We start from the raw sequence: 20,700 nt of genomic DNA on the forward strand, positions 1-20,700 counted from the left end.
ATCCGCTCGTATCCGACACGTCCCCCGAATCCTTCAACGAGGAAGGTGCCCGACATGCAGAACGTACCGACCCGGGTGGGCAACCCCGGGAATCGACTGGCACTGCGGAGCGCCGTCATCGCCGCGCTCGGCGGACTGCTGTTCGGTTTCGACACCGCCGTGATCTCCGGTACCACCGACGCGTTGCAGGACGTGTTCTCCCTGACTGCAGGCGGGCTCGGCTTCACCGTCGCGACCGCGTTGATCGGCACGATCATCGGCGCCGCCGTGACCGGTATCTGGAAACCGGCCGATGTGTTCGGGCGCAAGAAGGTCCTCTACGCGATCGGCGTCCTGTACCTCGTGTCCGCGGTCGGTTCGGCGCTCGCCCCGGACTGGGTGACCTTCATGGTGCTTCGGTTCGTCGGCGGAATCGGGGTCGGTGCGGCGGCCGCCGTCGCGCCGATCTACAACGCCGAGGTGTCCCCGCCCAAGCTCCGCGGTCGCATGGTGGGCTTGTTCCAGTTCAACATCGTGCTGGGCATTCTGCTGGCGTACCTGTCGAACTACGTCACGCTGCAGCTGGCACCGGAGGCGACGGCGTGGCGGTGGATGTTCGGTGTCGAGGCGCTGCCCGCGCTCGCTTTCGTGTTCCTGCTGATCCTCGTGCCGGAGAGCCCGCGATGGTTGATGAAGGTGGGCAGGGCGGCCGAGGCCGGTCGGGTGATCGAGGCGCTCGCTCCGGACCCGGACGAGGCGCGCCGTGTGCACACGGAGATCGCCGAGGCGCTCGAGACCGATGACGCGGAGCAGCGGGTCCCGTTCTTCGCCCGCCGACACCGGAAGGTCATTCTCCTGGCGCTCGCGATCGCGGCGTTCAACCAGTTGTCCGGCATCAACGCTGTGCTGTACTACGCTCCCTCGATCTTCTCGTCGGCGGGGATGGGCGAGAGTGCGTCGTTCCTCAGCAGCAGTGGTGTCGGGCTGATCAACCTGGTCTCGACCATGCTCGCACTGGTCGTGATCGACCGGCTCGGGCGGCGCAGGCTGATGCTCGTCGGGTCGATCGGATACCTGATCACGCTCGGCCTTCTCGCGGGAACGTTCTTCAGCCAGGGGACGGACTTCTCCGGGGCGGCGAGCCTCCTGGTGGTCGTCCTCGTGATGCTGTTCGTCGCCGCACACGCCTTCGGCCAGGGCGCGGTGATCTGGGTCTTCATCTCGGAGATCTTCCCGACCTCGATCCGGGCCAGGGGGCAGGCGTTCGGATCCCTGGTCCACTGGGGCTTCGCGGCGGCCGTCTCCTGGGTCTTCCCGTTGCTGGCCGACGTCGTCGGCGGTGGCACGGCGTTCGCGTTCTTCTTCCTGTGCATGGTCGGCCAGCTCGTCTGGGTGCTCGTGCTGATGCCGGAGACCAAGGGTGTCCCGCTGGAGAAGCTGCAACGCGTGCTCGGAGTCGGCGATCGTCGCCGTGTCGACCCGGACTCCGGCCGCTAGGACCGGATGGTCCTCATCGGACGGTCGTGCGGTCGCGCCAGTAACGTTTGCGCACGTCGAGCAGTACCGACACGTCGAACGTCGACACGCCGGGCAGGGCACCGAGGTCGGTGGTCAGGAACTCCGCGAGTCCGTCCTCGTCACGGAACACGCCCTGGTGGATCACCGACGAGTTGCCGGCGACGATGGAGACGTAGCGCGCCGAGGTGTGGCGCGCGAGCGATTCGCTGACGGCGCGGATGGAGCCGGGAGCCACGGTCAGTGCGACCACCGCTTCCAGTCCGTAGCCGAGCAGCCGGGGTTCGATCTCGACGCGTGGTCGCACGATGCCGCGTTCCAGGACCGTGTGCAGCAGGCGGTAGGCGGTGGACTGGGTGCTGCCGAGTTCCCTGGCCACCTGGGCCGCGGTGATTCTGCCGTGCTCGCGCAGCAACCGCGCGACGCGGAGGGCCTCCTCGGTCGGTTCGGCCTGCGGAGCGGCGGGCGGCACCTCCGGCTCGGCGTGTGAACGCAGCAGGTCGACTTGCTCGCCGGACAGCCGGGGCAGCCGCCACGAGTCGGCCAGGGCGACGCCGCGCAACACCAGCTCGCTGTGCGCAGACTCCACGCCGGGGATCGTGGTGATCCGCTCGACGAGCAGGTCCTGCACGGCGAGCCGCTCCGTGGCCTGCACGGCGCAGTAGACGTCGGCGCGGCCCGCCGTGGTGGCCACCAGCTGAGACTCCGGGAGCTCCGCGATGGCCGTGGCCACCTGGCGAGCACGGCCCGCGCTCGCGCTGATCCACACGTGCCACGGGTTGCCGTTCCCGGTGACAGACCAGTCGAGCTGCCCGATGACGCGGAGCACCCCGTCGGACTCCAGACGTGCCATCCGCCTGCTGACGGTGCTGGACGAGACGCCGAGTGCCGAGGCGATCGCGGCCAGCGGGGCCCGCGGCGTGACCTGCAGCGCGGCCACGAGATCGAGGTCGTCCGGCTCCAACTCCGCTGTGCCCGCCGGCCATCCCGTGCCCATCGACCGCCCCTACGCGTCACCCGTTCTGCTCGCCGAATCCGGCGCCGTCTGCATGAACCTAGCAGCCGTCCGGGGCATGACGAGCAAAACATGCGAAACGAACTCGTAACTTGACCGAACCATTCGTTAGGATCTCTAATCAAGCAACTTGTCACCTACGGCGAACGGGGGCCTTCGTGACTTCCACGGAGACGAACGCGGTTCCGTCCGCGACCTCGCGGCCGATGCGGTTGCTGTTGCGGCTGCTCGGCGTCATCGAACGTGTCGGCAACAAGCTGCCGCATCCCTTCTGGCTGTTCGTGCTGATGGCGGGCGTCGTCATCGCGGCCAGCGCGGTCCTGGACGCCCTCGGCGCCTTCGCGGTCTCGCCCGCCGACGGCGAGCGGGTCGAGATCACGAGCCTGCTGTCCCAGGCAGGCCTGCACATGATGCTCGGCGACGCCGTCGACAACTTCGCGTCGTTCCCGCCGCTGGCGCTGATCGTCGTGGTGATGCTCGGCGTCGCGGTCGCCGAGCGCAGCGGCATGCTCACGGCGTTGCTGCGGCGCACGGTCACCCGGGTGCAGCCGAAGTATCTGACCTTCGCGCTGGCGCTCGCCGGGATCTCCGCGAGCGTGGCCTCCGACGCCGCCTACGTCGTACTGGTGCCGCTGGGTGCGCTCGTGTTCAAGGCGGCCGGACGCAGCCCGATCCTCGGCCTGGTCGTGGCGTACGCGTCGATCGCCGCGGGGTACGACGCCTCGGTGTTCATCACCGCGGGCGACGTGCTCTTCGCCGGGATCACGACCAGCGCCGCCGAACTCGTCTCGCCCGGGCACGTCGTCAGCCCGCTGGCGAACTACTTCTTCACCGCCACCTCGGCGATCGTGCTCGCACTGGTGATCACCGCCGTGACCGAGTTCGTGCTCACCCGGCGCGCGCAGAGCATCGAGGTCGACGGCGACGGGCTCGACGAGGAGCTCGGCTCGATGACGCTGTCCGACACGGAGCGGAAGGGCCTGCGCAACGCGGGCTGGATGCTGCTCGGCATCGCCGTCGTGGTGGCCGGCGCGTTGATCCCGCCGGGTTCGCCCGCACGCGGTGACGACGGTGGGCTGCTCGACTCGGCCGTGGTGACCGGCATCGCCGTCGTGCTCGGGCTGACGTTCCTGCTCACGGGATACGTGTACGGCCGCACCACCGGGAGCCTGTCGAGGGCCCGCGAGATCCCGGCCGCGATGGGGCAGGGCGTGCGCGACCTGGCGCCGGTGATCGTACTGTTCTTCGCGGCGAGCCAGTTCATCGCCTATTTCAAGTGGACGAACATGGGCGAGGTCGTGGCGATCCGCGGCGCGGAGCTGCTCGACCATGCCGACGTGCCGACGATCGTGATGTTCCTCGGGATGTTGGTCGCGGCGTGCGTCATGGGTGTGCTGCTCACCAGCGGGTCCGCGTTGTGGACGCTGATCGCGCCCGTGTTCGTGCCGATGTTCCTGCTGCTGAACGTTCCGGCGGAGACGACGCTCGCGCTGTACCGCATCGCGGACTCGGGCACCAACCTGATCAGCCCGATGAGCCCGTACTTCGCGATGGCTCTCGGCTTCCTGCAGCGGTACCGGAAGCAGGCGGGCATCGGAACGCTGATGTCGCTGACGTTGCCGATCGCTCTGAGCGTGATCACGGCGTGGACGGTGTTGTTCCTGATTTGGTGGGGGATCGGCATTCCGCTCGGCCCCGGCGCGCCCGTGCGCTGACGACGAACACCGTGCGACGACAAGAGTCCGTGCCGATGACAAGGGAGAGAACACATGTCGGAGTTGACCGTGCACAGCTGGGTCGAGCGTGCGCTGCCGGAGATGACCGCAGACCTGCGCAGGCTCGTCGAGCTAGAAACCCCCAGCGACGACACGACGTTGCTGAGTTCGGGGATCACGGCGATCGAGCGTTGGCTCACCGAACGGCTCGGCGAACCGGGCGAGCGGCGCCTGCACGACGGTGCCAAGTACGGGGACGCGCTCGAGGTCGCCTATCCCGGTACCGCACCCGGGACCGTGCTGGTGCTGTGCCACTACGACACCGTCTGGCCGGAGGGCACGCTGACCGACTGGCCGTTCACCGTCGACGGCGACCGCGCGAGTGGGCCCGGCGCGTTCGACATGAAGCTCGGTCTCGTGCAGGCGGTGTGGGCGCTGCGGTGCCTCGGAGAGCTGGGCATGCCGCGCCCGACGGTGCGCCTGCTGCTCAACGGTGACGAGGAGATCGGCAGCCCGGTCGCACGGCCGATCATCGAACGGCTCAGCAAGGACACCCTGGCGACGTTGGTGTGCGAGGCCTCGGCGGACGGAGCTCTGAAAACCGTACGCAAGGGTGTGGGGCTGTTCGACGTCACGGTCACCGGCGTCGAGTCGCACGCGGGCCTCGATCCCGACGCGGGCGCCAGTGCGATCCACGAGCTCGCGCGGCTGGTCGAACAGATCGCGGCGCTGGGCGACCGCGACCGGGGTACCACCGTCAACGTCGGTCTCGTCGAAGGCGGTACGGGCCGCAACGTCGTCGCCGGGTCCGCGACGTGCGGCATCGACGTTCGGGTCTCCGAACCCGGTGAAATGGCCAGGATCGACGCGGCGTTCGCGGGGCTGCGGACGGTCGACGGCCGGGCGAGCGTGACCGTCGAGGGTGAGTGGAACCGGCCGCCGATGGTGCGCAACGCCCGTTCGGACGAGCTGTTCGACATCGCCGAACGCATCGCCGCCGACGCGGGCTGGGACCTCGGGCAGGTGAGCGTCGGCGGTGCCAGCGACGGCAACTTCGTGGCCGCGCTGGGCAGGCCCGTGCTGGACGGGCTCGGCGCGGTCGGCGGCGGCGCCCATGCCCGGCACGAGCACGTGCTGCTCAGCCACGTCCCCGGCCGGACGGCGCTGATCGCGGGGCTGCTCATGGCGTTGGCGGACAGCTGAACCCGTAGGACCGGACCAGTCCACTCCAACCGCGTGCGCCCGTGCCGCACGCGGTGGAGTCGGCTGCGGTTCGGCGGGCCGGCTCAGCGGCGTGGCGGCGCATGGTGTGCTGCGGCCCGTACCGGGTATCCGGCGAGCATGGCCGGAAACATCTTCGTGCTCGGGCTCGACGAGCGGAACATGCGCACCTTGCACGACGTCGCGGGTTTCGCGGACTACCGGTTCCGACCGTTGCTGTCGGTCGAGGAGCTGGTGGAAGCGGACAATCTGCCGATGCGGTCGTTGCTCGACAAGGCGCGCAGGCAGCTGTCCGAGTTCGACGACACGGTCGACGCGATCGTGGGCTACTGGGACTTCCCCGTGAGCTCGATGGTGCCGATCCTGTGCCGCGAGCGCGGCCTACGCTCGGCCACGCTGGAGTCGGTACTCAAATGCGAACACAAGTACTGGAGCCGTGTGGTCCAGTCCGAGGTCGTCGACGAACATCCGCGGTTCGCCGCCGTGCCGCTGGACGCGACAGAGCCACCCGGCAACCTCGGATTTCCGTTCTGGCTCAAACCGGTGAAGGCGTTCTCGTCCCAGTTGGCCTTTCGAATCGAGGACACGGCCGGCTTCACCGATGCGCTCGCCCGCATCCGCGAGGGCATCGAGCGCGTCGGTGAGCCGTTCGACTTCGTCCTCGAGCACGCCGATCTGCCCGAGGAGATCGGCCGGCTCGGTGGGCAGACGTGCCTGGCGGAGGAGGCCGTCGGGGGCAAGCAGGTCACCGTCGAGGGCTACGACGCGGGCGACGGCGTGCACGTGTACGGCATCGTCGACTCGCACGACTACCCCGACACCTCGAGCTTCCAGCGCTATCAGTACCCGTCCTCGTTGCCGGAGCACGTGCAGACGCGCCTGGCCGACATCTCGCGGCGCGTGATCGAGCACATCGGGCTGCGTTCGGTGCCGTTCAACATCGAGTACTTCTGGGACCCCGACAGCGGTGCGATCACCCTGCTGGAGATCAACCCGCGGCACTCCCAGTCGCACGCCATCCTCTTCGACCTGGTCGACGGTGTGCCCAATCACCAGTGCGTGCTGCGGCTCGCGGTCGGTGCCGACCCCGGTCTGCCCTATCGGCAGGGACCGTACCGAGTGGCGGCGAAGTGGTTCGTCCGGCGGTTCTCGGACGGGGTCGCACGGCGGGTGCCGACCCCGGAGGAACTGGCCACCGTGGAGCGCGAGGTGCCCGGCTGCCGGGCCGAACTGATGGTGAGCGAAGGCGAACGACTCTCGGATCTGCGCGAGCAGGACAGTTACAGCTACGCCTACGCCACCGTCCACGTGGGTGCCGCCGACGAACGGGAGTTGAAGGACAAGTACGAGCGCTGCCTCGAGTTCCTCCCGTTCGAGTTCACCGACTGAGCGGCATGCACGGGAAGCGGCAGCTCGCCTCGTCCGCGAAGACCGGCCCCGGCCGAAGCGACAGCGCACCCGACCGGAAGGGAGTGCCTTGCGATGCGTGAAGTGACCAGCCTGCCCCACACGGTGACCGAGGAGGAGCATTTCTGGATCCCGGTCTCGGACGGGACGCGGCTGGCAGGACGGCTGTGGCGGCCGTCGTCCTCGGACGACGACCCGGTCCCCGCGATCCTGGAGTTCATCCCGTACCGCAAACGGGACGGAACGGCCAAACGCGACTCGATCCACCACCCCTACCTGGCAGGCCACGGCTACGCCTCCGTGCGCGTGGACCTGCGCGGCAGCGGCGACTCCGAGGGTGTGCTCACCGGTGAGTACCTGGAACAGGAACTCGTCGACGCTGAGGACGTGCTGGCCTGGCTGGCGGCGCAGCCCTGGTGCGACGGGAACACCGGCATGATGGGCATCTCCTGGGGAGGCTTCAACGCGCTGCAGGTCGCCGCGCGCAGGCCCGAGAGTCTCGGCGCCGTTGTCACGGTGTGCTCGACCGACGACCGCTACGCCGACGACGTGCACTACATGGGCGGATGCCTGCTCGGGGACAACCTGTCGTGGGCGTCGACGATGTTCGCCCAGACCTCCACACCGCCGGATCCGAAGCTGGTGGGCGATGGTTGGTTCGACATGTGGCAGCAGCGCCTGCACGGCAGTGGCCTCTGGCTCGAGGACTGGATGCGCCATCAGCGGCGAGATGACTTCTGGCGCCACGGTTCCATCTGTGAGGAGCCCGGTTCACTGCAGTGCCCGGTGCTCGCCGTCAGCGGTTGGGCCGACGGCTACTCGAACGCGGTGTTCCGGTTGATGGAGCACCTCGACGTGCCCCGCAAGGGGTTGGTCGGACCCTGGTCGCACAAGTATCCGCACCTGGGCAACCCCGGCCCGGCGATCGGTTTCCTGCAGGAGCTGGTCCGCTGGTGGGACCACTGGCTCAAGGGTGAGGACAACGCGGTGATGGACGAGCCGATGCTGCGCGTGTGGATGCAGGACAGCGTGCCGCCGTCGACCGCGTACGAGGAGCGGCCCGGCCGGTGGGTCGGCGAACCGTCGTGGCCGTCGACGCACGTGCGATCGCAGCGGCTTCCGTTGCGCCGCCACAGGATTCTCACCGGCGACGACAGCGGCGGGCCGACCTCGCCCGACGGTCTGGTCCTGCAGTCGCCGCTGTCGGTCGGCCAGTTCGCGGGGAAGTGGTGTTCCTACAGCGCCCCGCCGGACTTGCCGTACGACCAGCGAGAGGAGGACGGCGGCTCGCTGGTGTTCGACACCGAGACACTGAGCGAACCGTGGGAGATTCTCGGCGCCGCCGAGGTGGAACTCGAGGTCTCCGTGGACCGTCCGGTGGCGATGCTCGCGGCGCGGCTGTCCGATGTGGCCGAGGACGGCAGGGCGACCCGAGTGACGTACGGCCTGCTGAACCTCACCCACCGGAATTCGCACGACCAGCCGGAAGTGCTCGAACCCGGCGAACGGTATCGGGTGTCGCTGGCGCTCAACGGTGTCGCCCAGACCTTCCCGGCGGGGCACCGCATCCGGCTGTCACTGTCCACATCGTACTGGCCGTTGGCCTGGCCGCCGCCGAAACCGGTGCAGCTGACCGTGTACCCCGACACCAGTACGTTGACCCTGCCGACGCGTCCGGTCGAGGAGCCCGACGAGGTCACGCTGCGGCCGTTCGACCCGCCGGAAGGGGCGCCCCGTCTCAGCACGACGACGCTGCAGCCGGGCGATCATCGGTGGCAGGTGTCGCGGGACCTCGTCGACTACGCGTCGCAACTGGAGGTCGTCAAGGACTCCGGCACGGAACGCTACGAGGACATCGACCTGGAGATCTCGCAACGCGGCGAGGAACGCTACCGGTGGGTCGGCGACGACTTCTCGTCCGTGCGAGGTGAGACGGTCTGGCGGGTCAGCTTCGCCAGGGAGGGCTGGCACGTGCAAACGGACACGCGCACGGTGTTGACCTCCACCCCGGAACACTTCGTGCTGCACGCCCAGCTCGATGCGTATCACAACGGGGAACGGGTCACCTCGCTCAACTGGAGCTCGATGATCCCTCGGGATCACGTGTGAGGCTGCTCGGTCGTCCCGCCGCCGCGCCCGGCAGCGTGCCCACGTGCCGGGGCGGCGGACGATCGTCGCGAGCGAGTGCGCGGCCTGGCGGCCTTCGGGGATGTCGGTCAGGCACCACGCGTGGAACATGCCCGGATACTTGTAGTATTCGAGCTCGACACCGTCGGCCCGCGCGCGATCGCGCAGTCTGCGGGCGTCGGGCAGCAGGATGTCCCTGGTCCCGACGAACACGCTCACGCGCCCGAGGTTGGAGAGGGGACCGAAGAGCGGACTGACGAGGGGGTCCGCACGGTCGATTGCGCCGGCGTACATGCGGCCCGCCTCGTCGAGCCCGGCGACGGCCAGGTAGGGGTCGCGCCTGTCCAGCTGCGGTTGTGCCGGGTCGGACATGGTGAGGTCGAGCCATGGCGAGATGAGTACGAGTTCCTTGGGCTGGGGACGTCGCGCATCCTCCAACGCCTCCGACAACACGAGCGCGAGCGCGCCGCCGACGGAATCGCCCATGATGACCTGCTCGCCGGGATCGCGGTCGGCGAGGAACCTGTCGTAGACGTCTTTGATCACCGCGACGGTCTCGGTCGCGTGGTGCTCGGGCGCGAGCGGGTAGATCGGCACGGTCACGGTGCAGCCGACCCGGTCGACGAGCCGCTCCAGGAACGCCCAATGGTCCTTCTGGATCTGGTGGATGGCCGCGCCGCCGTGGAAGTACAGAACGTGCTTGGCGCTCCTCGGAGCCACGGGTGACAACGTGTAGCACGGCCCGCCGCCCGCGGTGGCGTGATCGACCACCAGCCGTCGCCGCACCCGTGCGGGCGGTTCGACGTCGTTCGCGTTCGTTCTGCGTCGGATACTCCGCCGCAGTGCGTCGAGGTCGTCGTAGGTGCGTTTGGCGCCGGTCAGCCGCAACTGCGCGATCAGCAGGCGGGCACGCAGGCTTGTCGCTGTCATCGCCCACGGTGTACCCGCCAGCTCACGGACGAATCCGGTCGACGCGGCGTTACCCGCGCCGACCGGCTGTCAGAATGTTATTCCCTGCGCAGTTTGTCCTGTACCGCACCCGCGCCCTTCTCGACCACGTCGGGCATGTTCGTGGTTCCGTACAGGCGGGAGTGGGGATGCGTCGGTGGCGGCATGGGAGCGCTCGTGGTCGGACCGTCGTGGTAGCTGAACGTACCGTTGCCGTCGGGCGTCGGCCCCGACGCCCACGGGCCGTCGCTCGCGGCATCGCCGTCGCTGAAGTTCTGGTACTGGTAGGACACCGGGGTGTGTTCGGAATTCTGCGGGAAGTTGCTCGGTACCGGCAGCTGCTCGGTTCCCTGCTCCCGGAGTTCCGCGGCCGCGGCGAGCCACTGGTTCTGATGCATGGTGTCACGCGCGAGCAGGAACGAGAGCAGTTCGCGAACTCCGGCGTCGTCGGTCATGTGATACAGCCGCGACACCTGGGTCCGGCCCTGCATTTCGGCGTTCGCATTGGACGTGAAGTCGGCCAGCAGGTTGCCGCTCGCGGTGACGTAGTTGCCCTGCCACGGGTTCCCCATGCTGTCGACGGGGCGCGCTCCCGCACCGGCGACGATCGCATGCTGGACGTCCGTGCCACCGACGACGGCAGCCACGGTCGGGTCCGCCTGGACGGCGTCCTCGGTCACACCCAACGGCGCCTTCTCCAACAGCTGCGCGATCATCGTCGCGAGCATCTCGACGTGACCGAACTCCTCGGATCCGATGCCGAAAACCAGGTCACGGTACTTGCCGGGGACATGCATGTTCCACCCTTGGAACATGTACTGCATCGCCACGGTGATCTCGCCGTACTGGCCTCCGAGAACCTCCTGGAGTTTCCGGCCGTACACGGCATCGGGCTGGTCCGGGGTGGCCTGGAACTGCAGTTCCTGTTTGTGAAAGAACATCGGCTCGCTCCTCACGGGATCGGTGTGTTCGGACGGACGTGGTTGCGTCTGGCACCCCGAAGCCACCGGCGCCCCGAAGAGAACCGTCGTGCTCCGGCCGGGCGGATTCCGGCGCCGGACGCGTGGACGGCGACCGCGGTCGCGGGACCGCGCCGCTCCCTCCCGGACGGGGCGCGGCCTCGCCGGGAGGCACGGATCGGCTACCCCTCGGCACGCAACGGATAACCAGGACGCGCCTCGGGTGGCGGCGACGTGCGGCGGGTTTCCGGCCCGCGGCGGCCGGTGCGCTGACGGTGTGCCCGGCACGGCCGGCACTTCACGTCACGGCCGACCATCGACGAGCAGAGGCCACGGGTGACCATGGGCGTAGCCGCAGACAGCGGGCAGGACTTGAGCCGGACGACGATCGGTGTGCTCGCGGACCCGGATCTGCCGTCCGATCTGGCACGATCGCTTGCGGACATCATGCCCGGCCGACTGGGCGAGCGTCTCAGTGGTGAGGCGGAGTGGACCGTCGACCGTGCGCGCGATCCGTTCGAGTCGATGTTCCCTGACGTCGACCGGTTCGTCGACAAGGCATACGAACGCGTCCGCGAGACGGGATGGGACCTGTCCGTCGCGTTGACCGACCTTCCGTTGCGCCGAGCGACCGGACGAGTCGTCCTCGCGGAGGTGAAGCCGCCACAGCAGGTGATCCTGATCTCGGTACCCGCGCTGGGCGGCGTGAACGTGCTGCGACGGCTGCGACGGTTGGTCGTCGCTCTCGTGGTGCACTTGCGACGCACGGACGTGGCGAGTTGCGGGGCGGCTGCCGAGGAACTGCAACGCGAGCTCGGCTCCTTCCGGGTGCATGTGGACGACGACACGGACGAGCTGGAGATCGCCTGTCACGGAAGATCCGGGGTTCCCCGGTTGCTGGCCGGGATGGTGCGCGCCAACCGGCCGTGGCGGCTGGTGGTGGGCATGTCGACCGCGCTCGCCGGGGCGTTGACGGGAGCGTCCTTCGGTGTCCTCTACTACAGCGTCTGGCTACTCGCCACCGTGATGGGGCCGGTGCGGTTGGCCGTCGCAGCGTCGGCCGCTGTCGTGGTGCTCGCCGGCTGGACCATCGTCGGCCACAGTCTGTGGGAGAGCCACGGTCCGGATTCGGTGGAATGGAACGGAAACTCCGCAATGCCGGGACCGTCGTGACGGTCGCCATGGGCACGCTCGTCTTCTCCGCCGCTCTGTACCTCCTCAGCCTGATCGCGGCCGCCGTGGTGATCCCGCCCGATTTCCTCGCGAGCAACCTCGGCCGGCCGTCGACGGTTTCCGACTACTTCGCCATCGCGTTGATGGCGAGCATCCTCGGCACCGTGGCCGGAGCGGTCGGATCGGGGCTGGAGGACGACGTCAACGTGCGCGAGGCGACCTACGCCCACCGTGAGCGGGAGCGGCGCCGAACCGCGGAAGAGGAGGGATGACGGGCGCCGCGCCGACACGTGCCCGGCCCGGCGAGGCAAGACGGCGGCACACGTCGACGGTGACACCCGTCGACGGTGGCGGACGTCCGTCACCCCGAGCGCCCGGAGTGTGGAACGGCTTCCGGGGATCGTGTCGTGTGCAGCGGCCGGGTCGCCGGGCCTTCGAGAACACGGCCGTCGGCGGCGAACCGCGAACCGTGCAGAGGGCAGTCCCATGAGGACTCGGCGTCGTTCCACTCGAGCACCCCGCCGAGGTGCGTGCACACCGGATGAACCGGGTAGGGTTTCGCATCGGTGCGGCGGAGATTCCGCACCGCCAGTCGTGTCCAGCCGGAGGCCATGCGGTAGGAGACGGCCGCGTTGAGCGACGCCGCCGAGGGCAGGGACGTCAACTCCGACGGGCGCCACGTACGAAGCGGATGCGCCCACGGTTGGTGTCCCCCGAGCAGCCGTCCCGCCATGGCGAGTGCCGCGGCCGTGCCGTTGGTCAGTCCCCACTTCGCGAAGCCGGTGGCGAGGAGGATCCGGTCGTCGCCGGGCAGTAGCTGACCGACGTAGGGAAGCCGGTCGATCGAGTCGTAGTCCTGTGCGGACCATTGCTCGCGTGGCACCGCGGACGGGAAGTGCGTCGTGGCCCAGTCGATGAGGGCGTCGACGTGGTCCTGTTCGGAGCCGGTCCGGCCCACGTCGTGCCCGAATCCGCCGACGAGCAGTGCCCGCTGCCGATCGCGCCACGCGTAGCGCAGCGACACGGTCGGATCACCGGCGCGCAGGTACATCGAACGCGGAACCGGTTCGGAGATATCGAACGCCACGGAGTACGACCTGCGGGCTCGGAGACGGCCGAAGAAGCCGCCCCGGTCGAGCAGCGGCGTGCCGGTCGCCAGGACCACGCTGTCGGCCTCGAGTGTCACGTCGTCGTCGAGCCGCACCCGGAGTGGGCCGCGGCTGCCGAGGGTCGTTCTCGGACGCACGTCACGCACCCGAGTGCCCGCGTAGAGCTCCCCGCCGTGTTCCCGGAGGTCGGAGATCAGTGTGCTCAGCAGCAGAATCGGGTCGAGTTGCGCCTGGTCGGGCAGCTCGACGGCGTCGGCCGTACGGAACGGCAGTTCGGTGGGCGCCGCCTTGCGCACCGGGAGTCCGGCCGCCCGGCAGGCGCGGAACTCGGCGTCGACGGCGCCGGCGTCCCCGCGCTCGGTGGCGATCGTGACGGCCGATTCCCGGTCGACGTGAACCCCGTGGTACTCGCAGTACCGCAGAAGCCAGGACTGGCCTTCCCGGTTCGCGTCGACGTAGGCGCGCAGGGTCTCCCGCCCGTGGCGTGCCGCGATCCCCGAGGCGCGCGTGCCCTGCAGCAGGCTCAGTTTGCCGGTCGTGTTGCCGGTGGCCACGGCACCCGGGTGGCGGGCTTCCAGCACCGCCGTGGACCCACCGGCCCGAGCGAGCAGTAGGGCGGTGACCAGGCCGGTCAGCCCCGCGCCCACCACGACGTGGTCGTATTTCTCGCCGGGACGGGGCGCCGAGGCCGGCTCAGGTCTGTGGTCTCGCAGCCACAGTGATGTCATGGGTTCGCTCCACGCAGGCTCAGCGCGTCGTGAGCGCGTCGCGGAGCCGGTCGATCAGGCCCGCGCCGGGATCCATGATGCGGTTCGCGGGCGGAGTGTCCGGTGCGGAGGGGTGCGGCCGGGTCGGCGCGGTCTTCTTCGCTTCCAGGACGCGCTGTCCGAGCTCGCGGAGCTGCTCGTCCGAGCATGCGTTGCGGAGCTTGGGCAGCAGGTCGTTCTCCTCGTCCTCGATGTGGTGCCGGATGTCGTCCATCAGCTGGCCCACGAGCGCGTCGAACTGCGGGTCGGTCGGCTCGACGTCCTCGAGGTCCTTCATGAGCCGTTCCGCGCCGGAGTGTTCTTCGATCTCGTGGTCGGCGATCTCGTCACCGTTGTCGAGATGCTCCCGCGCCGCCGGGTACATCCACTGTTCCTCGGCGACAGAGTGCCGCACCAGCTCGGTGATGACGTGGTCGACGAGCTTCCTGCGGTGCTCGGGCGAGCCGTCGTGCGACTCCAGCTCGCGGAAGACCGATTCCACGGCCCGGTGGTCGGCGGTGATGACCTCGATCAGATCGGCTTGCTGCGTGGTGGTCATGAGTTACCTCCGTCAACGGTCGTCAGCTCCGGTCTTCGCCTGCGTACCCACGGAGCGCAGTGTTTAACGATCCGCCGCGCGGCTGCGGTGGACGCCGCCGTCCGTGCCACCGCCCCGGCACCGTCGAGCCCAATGTCGGGGAGGTGGCGCGGCCCCTCGTGGCCGACTCGGTCGTTGTCGCCGTGAGTTCGCACCACGACTCGCACCACGACGGCGGTGTGGTCGTCGACCGCCCACGGTGCCCAGGTGCTCGCCGCGCGGACGTACCCGAACGCGCGGGCGTCCCGGTGGAGGCGCCCGCGCGAGGCCGCCGAAGGTGCCGGGTCCTACGGCGGCGGCACGACCGGCGCCGGCAAGACGAGTCGTTGTCGCAGACACCTACGCGCGACTCGAACCGTGGCTGCGCGCACCGTTGCGGGAGGAGATGAATCGCCGGGGCAACGACCCGGGGCATGACCGTCCGACCGAGGGGGCGTGCCCCGTGTCCTGCAGCTGACCTGCAGGCCAGAGAGGGTGCCCCCGGCAGGACTCGAACCTGCGACCTAGAGATTAGAAGGCTCTTGCTCTATCCAGCTGAGCTACGGAGGCTCGGCGCGACCTCGCCGGCCGCGGTGAGCCAGCTTAGTCATCGCCGTGTATGTGATCGCGCGATGTGCCCGATTCGTTTCACTCGTGTCTCATGGTGCTACGTGGATCACATTCGCACCGTGGGCGGGCCGCGTTGTCCGCATCACTGTCGCGGCGAACTCCGGGGCGCCGCGACGTGGGCCCAGGATACGGCGACGGCCCCCGTCCGCGAACGAGGAGGGCCGTGGGGGCGCCGGGCGCGGGACGGAGCGCGGGGAGCACGCTCCGCCAGACGGCGCCCCCACGGCGACGCGGTCACGTTCGGGGCGGCGTGACCGCGCCCTGGCCTGCCCTCGCGGCGCCGCGGGTTCCCCCTCCGCGACGCTCGCGCGAGCCGACCGGGCCTGGGGTCGGCGGAGGCGTCACTCCCAGATCTGAATCGCACGTACGACGTACGGCGCCTGTGGAACGAACGTTCCTGGCCCCGGGTAGGTGCTGAAATCCGCATGGGTCGCACATTCCCGGTCCTGATAGACCGTCACGTGCCGTTCCATTCTGGTGGCGAACGAATGTGCCTCCATGGCATTGTCGAGTGTGACGCATTGTTCCGTGTGCGTGTTGCGAAGGTCGAACCGCTGGAGCTTCCCGCCGTAGAACTCCTCCTGCCAGGCGCAGAACTCTCCCGAGTTGCAGACGAATTCCGGATGCTGGGGGCTCGGCGACTCGTCGGAGCCCGGCGCTGCAACTGCGAGCGAGGGCGCCGACGAGGACATGCGGTGCGTCGACATGCCGCTCGGGGTTTCCGCGGCGGCAGGTGCCGCGAGGCCGGCGACGGTCGCGACGGTGCTGAGCAGAACGGCGGGCAGGGCCGTGCGGAAGGCGACGTGGCGTCGGGTCATCGGTTTTCTCCCCCATGTGTGAATCGTCGTGTTCGGGTCTGGTGTCACGATGGCGAACGTCGAGTGGAATGTCAGCACGAAAACGGGATTCTGTGGACAACTCGCCCAGAACGACTCGTTCGAGTTACGGGTACCTACTCACGTTCGGCGGTTGTCCACAGTTTTCGGGAAACGCCTTGTCGCGGGTGTCGATTGCTGCTAATGAAGCGCGGTCCGGGCGCGTGCCGGGCGTCACGTTCCGACCGGCGGATCCGGGCGCAGGCCGTCGGCCTACCCTCGTAGACGTGTCCACCGAAGCCGACCCAGAGCCCGGCGTCCGCGCCTCACGCGGGGCTGGAATCGCACCCCTGCTGACCGTCGGTGCACTCCTCGGCATCGTCGTCGCCGTCGGACTGGTCGCCATGACGGGCGGACTCGGCGCGGTCGCCGGCATCTCCGACCCCGGCCCGCTCACCACCTACGGCATCACGGTCGTGCGCGTCGCGGCCGACCTCGCCTCGGCGGTGTGCATCGGTTCGTTGCTGCTCGCCGCGTTCCTCGTGCCACCACAGCGGTCCGGGACGCTCGCCGTCGACGGCTACGCCGCCGTCCGCACGGCCGGTCGCGCCGCATGGGCCTGGTTCGTCTTTGCGCTGACCTCGGTGTTCTTCGTGGCCGCCGACGGTGCGGGCCGCCCCGTCACCGAGCTGCTCGCCCCCGAGGTCCTGATCAACTTCGTCGGCGCCATCGAACAGCCGAAGGCCTGGCTCATCACCTCGGGCATCGCCCTGCTGCTGGTCGTCGGCTGTCGCGTGGTCCTCACGTGGGGATGGACGACGGTGCTGTTCTTCGTGTCGGTCTTCGGGCTCATCCCGGTCGCCGTGACGGGGCATTCGGCCAGTGGTGGCTCCCACGACCTGGCCACGAACAGCCTCCTTTACCACCTGCTCGGCGCGGCGCTGTGGGTCGGCGGACTGATCGCGTTGCTCGCGCACGGGCGCAGGCGTGGGGCCTACCTGACACTCGCCGCCACCCGATTCTCGAAGATCGCGTTGGTCGCCTGGATCGTCATGGCACTGTCCGGCGTCGTGAACGCACTCGTCCGCGTCGCACCCGGGGACCTGCTCACCACCGACTACGGGCTTCTGGTCCTGGCGAAGGTGGTCCTTCTGCTGATGCTCGGGGTGTTCGGACAGCAACAGCGGAGCCGCAGCATCACGGGCCTGCGCGACGGCGAGGGCGGCGGCCAACTGCTGCGGCTGGCGGGCGTCGAAGTGCTGATCATGCTCGCCACCATCGGACTGGCCGCCGCACTCGCACGGACCCCACCACCTGCGGAGATCGCGGCGCAACCGTCCACCGTCGAGCTTCTGCTCGGCTACGAACTCTCCGGCGAACCGACATTCTGGACGCTGCTCACCGCGTGGCGGTTCGACCTGATCTACGGCACCGCGGCGATCGTGCTCGCGGGCCTGTACCTGGCGGGCGTACTGCGGCTGCGGCGGCGCGGTGACGCGTGGCCCGTCGGCCGCACGTGGGCGTGGGTGCTCGGCTGCGCGATGCTGCTCGTGGCGACCTCGTCCGGGATCGGCCGCTACTCGCCGTCGATGTTCAGCATGCACATGGTCAGCCACATGTTCCTGTCGATGGGTGTGCCGGTGCTGCTCGTGCTCGGCGGGCCGGTCACGCTCGCGCTGCGGGCGCTGCAGACCGCAGGCAGGGACGCCCCACCTGGGCCGCGAGAGTGGCTGCTGGCCCTGGTCCACTCGCCCGTGACCCGCGTCCTCACCAACCCGGTGGTCGCGACGCTGCTGTTCGTGGGGTCGTTCTACGGGCTCTACTACTCGGGGATGTTCGACTCGGCGCTCAACTACCACTGGGCGCACCTGGCGATGAAGGCCCACTTCCTGCTGGCAGGCTATGTCTTCTACTGGCCGGTGATCGGGATCGATCCGTCGCCGCGCCGACTGCCGCACCTGGCCAAGCTCGGCATGGTGTTCGCGTCCATGCCGTTCCACGCGTTCTTCGGCGTGACCCTGATGAACATGCAGACCGTGATCGGCGAACCGTTCTACCGGGGACTCGGTCTGCCCTGGGTCGAGGACCTGCTCCTGGATCAGCGGACCGGCGGCGGCATCGCGTGGGCTACGGGCGAGATCCCGGTGGTGATCGTGATGGTCGCCCTGCTCGTGCAGTGGGCGAGAGCCGACGACCGCGAGGCGCGCCGCCGCGACCGGCGCGAGGACGTCACCGGCGACCAGGATCTGGCCGCCTACAACGCGATGCTCAAGGAACTCGCGAGCGGGAACCGGCGCGAATAGCACGGCCCACCGACGACATCCGCGTGATGCCTCCTCGTCGGCGCCGTTCGTCCACAGCGCCACCGGCTGTCCACAGATTCGCCGCGTCGGCGCTGCGCTGCGCTCTCGCAGGGCACGGTGGAACCCACCGAAACCCCGCGAGAAAGGAACGGCAATGGCGATCGGTGAGACCACGGTGACCGTGGTGGGCAACATCTCCAGCGACGTGGTCGTGAAGGACACCCACAGCGGCCCGGTGGCCGGATTCTGGCTGCGCAGCAACGAACGGCGATACGACAAGGAGTCGGGGGAGTGGTGCAACGGCCGCTCCCTCGCCGTGCGGGTGTCGTGCTGGCGGCGGCTCGCCGAGAACGTGCGGGACTCGCTCGCCAAAGGCGACCCCGTCGTGGTGAGCGGCCGGTTGTACACGACCGAGTTCGTCACGGACGGGCAATCACGCACGGTCGCCGAGCTCGACGCGCAGGCCGTGGGCCCGAACCTGTCGTGGTGCACCAGCAGTGTCCGGCGGCCTTCCCGCGACAGGAACCGTCCCGAGACTGGTCACGGAGCCGGGAACGCGGCGGAGCCGGTGGTCGCGGCCGCCTCGGCGGCGTGATCGCGTCCGCCACCGCGGAGCGCCGGGCCGCGGACCGTCGCCTCGCCTCGGCTCGCGGACGACCCCGTGTCGCCCGCGACAAGGCGAGGCGCCGTCAGTCGGTTCGCGGCTCGGCTCTACGATCGCGGTATGGCCGAGTTCATCTACACCATGAAGAAGGTGCGCAAGACCGTCGGGGACAAGGTGATTCTCGACGATGTCAGCACCGCGTTCTTCCCGGGCGCGAAGATCGGCGTCGTGGGCCCGAACGGTGCGGGCAAGTCGACGGTCCTGAAGATCATGGCGGGACTCGACCAGCCCAGCAACGGCGAGGCGTTCATCCAGCCGGGCGCCAGCGTCGGCATCCTCCAGCAGGAGCCGCCGCTGAACGAGGAGAAAACCGTGCGCGGCAACGTCGAGGAGGGCCTCGGCGAGATCAAGGTCAAGCTCGACCGGTTCAACGAGATCGCCGAGCAGCTCGCGACCGACTACACCGACGAGCTCATGGCCGAGATGGGCAAGCTGCAGGAGGATCTCGACCACGCCGACGCGTGGGAGCTCGACTCGCAGCTCGAACAGGCCATGGACGCGCTCCGCTGCCCGCCCGGAGACGAGGCGGTGGAACACCTGTCCGGCGGTGAGCGGCGCCGTGTCGCGCTGTGCAAGCTGCTGCTGTCCAAGCCCGACCTGCTGCTGCTCGACGAGCCCACCAACCACCTGGACGCCGAGAGCGTGCTGTGGCTCGAGCAGTTCCTCGCGAACTACCCGGGCGCCGTCCTCGCCGTGACGCACGACAGGTACTTCCTGGACAACGTCGCCGAGTGGATCATGGAGCTCGACCGGGGCAGCGTCGAAGGTTACGAGGGCAACTATTCGACGTACCTCGAGAAGAAGCGGGAGCGCCTCGAGGTTCAGGGCAAGAAGGACGCCAAGCTCGCGAAGCGGCTCAAGTCTGAGCTGGAATGGGTGCGCTCCAACGCCAAGGCGCGGCAGACCAAGTCCCGCTCGCGTCTCGAGCGCTACGAGCAGATGGCCGAGGAGGCGGAGAAGAACAAGAAGCTCGACTTCGAGGAGATCCAGATCCCGCCGGGCCCGCGGCTGGGCAACACGGTGGTCGAGGTCGAGCACCTCAAGAAGGGCTTCGACGGCCGCCTGCTGATCGACGACCTGTCGTTCATGCTCCCGCGCAACGGCATCGTCGGCGTCATCGGCCCGAACGGCGTCGGTAAGACGACCCTGTTCAAGACGATCGTCGGGCTCGAGGAGCCGGACGAAGGCAAAGTCAAGATCGGCGACACCGTGAAGCTGGCCTACGTGGACCAGACGCGGGCCGGTATCGACCCGAACAAGTCCGTGTGGGAGGTCGTCTCCGACGGGCTCGACCACATCAACGTCGGCCAGGTCGAAATGCCGTCGCGCGCCTACGTGAGCGCGTTCGGATTCAAGGGACCCGACCAGCAGAAGAAGGCAGGCGTGCTCTCCGGTGGTGAGCGCAACCGCCTCAACCTGGCGCTGACCCTCAAGCAGGGCGGTAACCTGCTCCTGCTGGACGAGCCGACCAACGACCTGGACGTCGAGACGCTCGGTTCGCTGGAGAACGCGCTCGAACAGTTCCCGGGCTGCGCCGTGGTCATCTCCCACGACCGGTGGTTCCTCGACCGCGTCGCGACCCACATCCTGGCGTGGGAAGGCGACGAGGAGAACCCGGCGAAGTGGTTCTGGTTCGAGGGCAACTTCGAAGGCTACGAGAAGAACAAGATCGAGCGCATGGGTCCGGACGCGGCGCGCCCGCACCGCGTGACCCACCGCAAGCTCACCCGGGACTGATCACCCGGGCCAGGGACCGCTGCAACGTTGGATAGGGTCGGTCTCTCACGAGTCGGCGGC

General features: G+C 69.0%; 15 protein-coding genes, 1 tRNA gene and 1 pseudogene. 10 read left to right on the forward strand and 7 right to left on the reverse strand.

The genetic code is table 11. The annotated features are described in order from the left end of the window. Window positions 1-54: 54 nt before the first annotated feature. Window positions 55-1,476, forward strand: coding sequence for a sugar porter family MFS transporter (locus FHS23_RS17695; protein ID WP_183656987.1), 1,422 nt, complete (start codon window positions 55-57; stop codon window positions 1,474-1,476). Between the two features lie 13 nt (window positions 1,477-1,489). Here the strand turns inward: FHS23_RS17695 and FHS23_RS17700 are convergent, their stop codons facing one another. Next, window positions 1,490-2,491, reverse strand: coding sequence for an Lrp/AsnC family transcriptional regulator (locus tag FHS23_RS17700; protein ID WP_183656989.1), 1,002 nt, complete (start codon window positions 2,489-2,491; stop codon window positions 1,490-1,492). A 224-nt stretch (window positions 2,492-2,715) separates the two neighbouring features. On the opposite strand from FHS23_RS17700, the gene FHS23_RS17705 reads away from it, so the two are divergent. The 4 genes from FHS23_RS17705 (at window position 2,716) to FHS23_RS17720 (ending at window position 8,961) form a co-directional block, all read left to right on the forward strand. Continuing rightward, window positions 2,716-4,224 (forward strand): AbgT family transporter, encoded by a 1,509-nt coding sequence (locus FHS23_RS17705; RefSeq protein ID WP_183657420.1) that lies wholly within the window; start codon window positions 2,716-2,718, stop codon window positions 4,222-4,224. A 54-nt stretch (window positions 4,225-4,278) separates the two neighbouring features. Beyond that, a complete protein-coding gene (locus tag FHS23_RS17710) occupies window positions 4,279-5,427 on the forward strand; it encodes a M20 family metallopeptidase (RefSeq protein WP_183656991.1) in 1,149 nt (382 codons plus the stop codon). 138 nt (window positions 5,428-5,565) lie between these two features. Beyond that, window positions 5,566-6,834, forward strand: a complete 1,269-nt coding sequence (locus FHS23_RS17715; RefSeq protein ID WP_183656993.1) for an ATP-grasp domain-containing protein — start codon at window positions 5,566-5,568, stop codon at window positions 6,832-6,834. Window positions 6,835-6,927: 93 nt separating this feature from the next. Next, window positions 6,928-8,961: a CocE/NonD family hydrolase gene (locus FHS23_RS17720; protein ID WP_183656995.1), complete on the forward strand. Its 2,034-nt coding sequence runs from the start codon at window positions 6,928-6,930 to the stop codon at window positions 8,959-8,961. 171 nt (window positions 8,962-9,132) lie between these two features. On the opposite strand, the pseudogene FHS23_RS17725 reads toward FHS23_RS17720, so the two are convergent. Both FHS23_RS17725 and FHS23_RS17730 read right to left on the reverse strand, forming a co-directional pair. Further along, window positions 9,133-9,909 (reverse strand): annotated as a pseudogene (locus FHS23_RS17725) (alpha/beta hydrolase fold domain-containing protein); the annotation flags it as partial. A 77-nt stretch (window positions 9,910-9,986) separates the two neighbouring features. After that, a complete protein-coding gene (locus FHS23_RS17730) occupies window positions 9,987-10,868 on the reverse strand; it encodes a manganese catalase (protein ID WP_183656998.1) in 882 nt (293 codons plus the stop codon). 354 nt (window positions 10,869-11,222) lie between these two features. Between FHS23_RS17730 and FHS23_RS17735 the strand changes: the two genes are divergently transcribed. Next, the gene (locus FHS23_RS17735) at window positions 11,223-12,059 is read left to right on the forward strand and encodes a hypothetical protein (RefSeq protein WP_183657001.1); all 837 of its coding nucleotides are present in this window, start codon (window positions 11,223-11,225) and stop codon (window positions 12,057-12,059) included. Continuing rightward, window positions 12,023-12,331, forward strand: coding sequence for a hypothetical protein (locus FHS23_RS17740; protein WP_183657004.1), 309 nt, complete (start codon window positions 12,023-12,025; stop codon window positions 12,329-12,331). The genes FHS23_RS17735 and FHS23_RS17740 overlap by 37 nt, the downstream gene beginning before the upstream one ends. An 89-nt stretch (window positions 12,332-12,420) precedes the next feature. Here FHS23_RS17740 and FHS23_RS17745 read toward each other — a convergent pair whose 3' ends face one another. From FHS23_RS17745 to FHS23_RS17760, 4 genes are all read right to left on the reverse strand, one after another. Continuing rightward, entirely contained in the window at window positions 12,421-13,896 is a 1,476-nt protein-coding gene (locus tag FHS23_RS17745; RefSeq protein ID WP_183657007.1) for an FAD-dependent oxidoreductase, read from the reverse strand. Between the two features lie 19 nt (window positions 13,897-13,915). Continuing rightward, a complete protein-coding gene (locus tag FHS23_RS17750) occupies window positions 13,916-14,473 on the reverse strand; it encodes a hemerythrin domain-containing protein (RefSeq protein WP_183657010.1) in 558 nt (185 codons plus the stop codon). 514 nt (window positions 14,474-14,987) lie between these two features. Continuing rightward, a tRNA-Arg gene (locus FHS23_RS17755) sits at window positions 14,988-15,061 on the reverse strand. A 401-nt stretch (window positions 15,062-15,462) separates the two neighbouring features. After that, entirely contained in the window at window positions 15,463-15,939 is a 477-nt protein-coding gene (locus FHS23_RS17760; protein ID WP_183657013.1) for a peptidase inhibitor family I36 protein, read from the reverse strand. 338 nt (window positions 15,940-16,277) lie between these two features. Here FHS23_RS17760 and FHS23_RS17765 point away from each other — a divergent pair, with 338 nt between their 5' ends. The 3 genes from FHS23_RS17765 (at window position 16,278) to ettA (ending at window position 20,640) form a co-directional block, all read left to right on the forward strand. Continuing rightward, window positions 16,278-18,239: a bifunctional copper resistance protein CopD/cytochrome c oxidase assembly protein gene (locus FHS23_RS17765; protein ID WP_343054065.1), complete on the forward strand. Its 1,962-nt coding sequence runs from the start codon at window positions 16,278-16,280 to the stop codon at window positions 18,237-18,239. 154 nt (window positions 18,240-18,393) lie between these two features. Then, a complete protein-coding gene (ssb, locus tag FHS23_RS17770) occupies window positions 18,394-18,834 on the forward strand; it encodes a single-stranded DNA-binding protein (protein WP_183657018.1) in 441 nt (146 codons plus the stop codon). Window positions 18,835-18,963: 129 nt separating this feature from the next. After that, entirely contained in the window at window positions 18,964-20,640 is a 1,677-nt protein-coding gene (ettA, locus tag FHS23_RS17775; RefSeq protein ID WP_183657020.1) for an energy-dependent translational throttle protein EttA, read from the forward strand. Window positions 20,641-20,700 lie beyond the last annotated feature (60 nt).

The sequence above is a fragment of the Prauserella isguenensis genome, from assembly GCF_014191605.1.
In the GTDB taxonomy this organism is placed as follows: Bacteria; Actinomycetota; Actinomycetes; order Mycobacteriales; family Pseudonocardiaceae; genus Prauserella; species Prauserella isguenensis.

Excerpts from the sequence above, each read along its gene's own strand:
- FHS23_RS17695 (WP_183656987.1), top strand. The coding sequence starts at position 55 with ATGCAGAACGTACCGACCCGGGTGGGCAACCCCGGGAATCGACTGGCA.
- FHS23_RS17700 (WP_183656989.1), bottom strand. The coding sequence starts at position 2,491 with ATGGGCACGGGATGGCCGGCGGGCACAGCGGAGTTGGAGCCGGACGAC.
- FHS23_RS17705 (WP_183657420.1), top strand. The coding sequence starts at position 2,716 with ATGCGGTTGCTGTTGCGGCTGCTCGGCGTCATCGAACGTGTCGGCAAC.
- FHS23_RS17710 (WP_183656991.1), top strand. The coding sequence starts at position 4,279 with ATGTCGGAGTTGACCGTGCACAGCTGGGTCGAGCGTGCGCTGCCGGAG.
- FHS23_RS17715 (WP_183656993.1), top strand. The coding sequence starts at position 5,566 with ATGGCCGGAAACATCTTCGTGCTCGGGCTCGACGAGCGGAACATGCGC.
- FHS23_RS17720 (WP_183656995.1), top strand. The coding sequence starts at position 6,928 with ATGCGTGAAGTGACCAGCCTGCCCCACACGGTGACCGAGGAGGAGCAT.
- FHS23_RS17730 (WP_183656998.1), bottom strand. The coding sequence starts at position 10,868 with ATGTTCTTTCACAAACAGGAACTGCAGTTCCAGGCCACCCCGGACCAG.
- FHS23_RS17740 (WP_183657004.1), top strand. The coding sequence starts at position 12,023 with ATGGAACGGAAACTCCGCAATGCCGGGACCGTCGTGACGGTCGCCATG.
- FHS23_RS17745 (WP_183657007.1), bottom strand. The coding sequence starts at position 13,896 with ATGACATCACTGTGGCTGCGAGACCACAGACCTGAGCCGGCCTCGGCG.
- FHS23_RS17750 (WP_183657010.1), bottom strand. The coding sequence starts at position 14,473 with ATGACCACCACGCAGCAAGCCGATCTGATCGAGGTCATCACCGCCGAC.
- FHS23_RS17760 (WP_183657013.1), bottom strand. The coding sequence starts at position 15,939 with ATGACCCGACGCCACGTCGCCTTCCGCACGGCCCTGCCCGCCGTTCTG.
- ssb (WP_183657018.1), top strand. The coding sequence starts at position 18,394 with ATGGCGATCGGTGAGACCACGGTGACCGTGGTGGGCAACATCTCCAGC.
- ettA (WP_183657020.1), top strand. The coding sequence starts at position 18,964 with ATGGCCGAGTTCATCTACACCATGAAGAAGGTGCGCAAGACCGTCGGG.